Below are 2125 nucleotides of genomic sequence, written 5' to 3' on the forward strand. Positions count from 1 at the left end.
GCGGTCACCGCCCTCACCCGCAACGGCAGCGGCTGGTCGGTGCGCACGGCGGGCGGACGCGAACTGCGCGCCGACACGGTGGTCGCGGGTGCGCACATCCTCACCACCCTGGACCTGTTGGAGCAGGGCGGTTTCGACGCCGCCCTGCTGGCCGACTGGCGGCGCCGCATTCGGGTCGGCCCCGGCATCGGCATGGTGGTGCGTGCCGCCACCAGCGACCTGCCCCGCTATCCGGGCGCGGACACCGCCGAATCCGCGACCGGCCTGCAACTGCTGACCACCGACCGCCGCCACCTGCGCCGCGCCCACGGGGCCGCGCTCGCGGGCGACCTACCGCCGCGCCCGGTGGTGCTGGCCATGAGTTTCAGCGCCCTCGATCCGAGCATCGCGGCCGCCGGGGAACACCAGCTCTCGCTGTGGGCGCAGTGGCATCCCTACGCGCTCGCCGACGGCAGCGACTGGAGCGCGCACGCCGACCGTGAGGCCGACCGCATCATCGCCGAGGTCGAGGCGCACGCACCGGGTTTCGCGGACACCGTGCTGCGTCGCCACGTACAGACCCCCGCCGACCTGGAACGGGAGCTGGGCCTGCGCGGCGGCAACGTCATGCACGTGGAGATGTCCCTGGACCAGATGTTCGCCTGGCGCCCGCTCCCCGAACTCGCCGCCCACCGCGTCCCCGGCGCCCCCGGCCTCTACCTCACCGGCGCGTCCACCCACCCCGGCGGCGGCGTCTCCGGAGCCAGCGGCCGCACCGTGGCCCACCTCATCCACCGCACCACCCGCCGCCGCTTCCACCGACCCCGCCCATGACCATCGCAACCCCACCCCTCGCCGCCGTACCCCACGCCGTCGACCGTGCGAGGGGGAACTCGTGGCGGGGCGCTCTCGGGCGATGCCGCCACCAGTTCCCCCTCGCGGTTTCAGCCGAAGTGGTTGCTGCGGACGGGGCCGGGGGAGTCGACGGCGAAGCGGGGACCGGTGAGCCAGGCGGGGCGGGTGGTGGTGACGAAGGCGGTCAGGGCGGTGTCCGGATCGGCGGGGGTGTCGCCGTCGCCGGGGTCGGGGGTGCCGTCGGCGGCGACGATATCGGCGGCGATCTCCGCTTCCGGGCGGTCGTCGGCGGGTACGTCGTCACGGACGCCGTCGGGAGTGAAGCGCAGCCGTGCCTCCCACGGCGGCACCACGTGCTGACCCAGCAGACCGGTGATATCCGCGCTCAGCGCGGGCGGGGAGGTCCAGCAGGAGGCGTGCTCGAACAGGATGCGGCCGTCGGCGCGGTCCCGCAGCGTCGGCTCCAGGTCATCGTCCAGCTCGCGCAGGTCGTAGGCGACGACAAGGGTGTCGGTGGCGTCCGGGGTGTACGGCAGCGCCGGGAGGCCGAGCAGTTCGGCCGCCGCTAGGCCCAGGATGCGGTCGCTGCGGCCGGGGAGCAGTGAGACCGTGCGCGGACGGCGCTCGGCCGCCGCGAGCATCAGCGCCACCCGATCGAGGGTCTGCCGACACTGGCCGTGGCTGTCCTGGGTGTACGCCCACCGGCCGGTCATTCCGGCGGCGAAACCGAAGGGCGACATGGTCGCCAGATAGCCGCCGGTGATGACGAAATGCCAGCCGCGCAGGTCCTGCCCATCCAGCGGACCGGCCGTCGCCGCCATCTCCGCGCGCCGCAGCATATTTCGCAGCCGATCGTAGGCGGGCCACCAGTCCCGGTCCTCGGGTGCGGGCAGACGCGCGAACTGCTCGCGCGCCAGCGGCAGATCGTCGGCCAGGACCGCATTGAACACCAGCAGATAGCGGTGCGGCCACGCGCTGAGCACCGCATCGTGTTCGGCCAGCAGCGCCGCCGCCTCCCCGTGGCGGTACTCGCGTTCCAGAGCATCGGACAGGCTGCCCAGGATGGCGAGCTGGCCGGGCGCCAGGCGAAGTGCGGCCCGCAGCGCCGGAATCGCGCAGAAGGCGATTCCGCGTTCCTTGCAGCCGACGGCGAAGTGGAACAGGGCCACCGGATCGCCGGGTGTTCCGCTCGCCGCGCGGGCCGCCTCGGTCAGGTCGTCGAAACCGATGGCGGCCGCGGCCTGCGCCACCACGTCGGCGAGTTCGGGAAGGGGAGCGGTCTCGGCCGCCG

Annotated in this window: 1 protein-coding gene and 1 pseudogene; one reads left to right on the top strand and one right to left on the bottom strand. The window is 73.9% G+C overall.

The window, feature by feature from the left end:
* A pseudogene (locus QK444_RS35760) lies at nt 1-813 on the top strand (NAD(P)/FAD-dependent oxidoreductase); the annotation flags it as partial.
* Nucleotides 814-923: 110 nt separating this feature from the next.
* Here the strand turns inward: QK444_RS35760 and QK444_RS35765 are convergent.
* Nucleotides 924-2125: hypothetical protein (locus tag QK444_RS35765; protein WP_282786468.1), on the bottom strand; the 1202-nt coding region annotated here is incomplete at its 5' end.

The sequence above is a fragment of the Nocardia sp. CC201C genome (assembly GCF_030010695.1).
GTDB lineage: Bacteria > Actinomycetota > Actinomycetes > Mycobacteriales > Mycobacteriaceae > Nocardia > Nocardia otitidiscaviarum.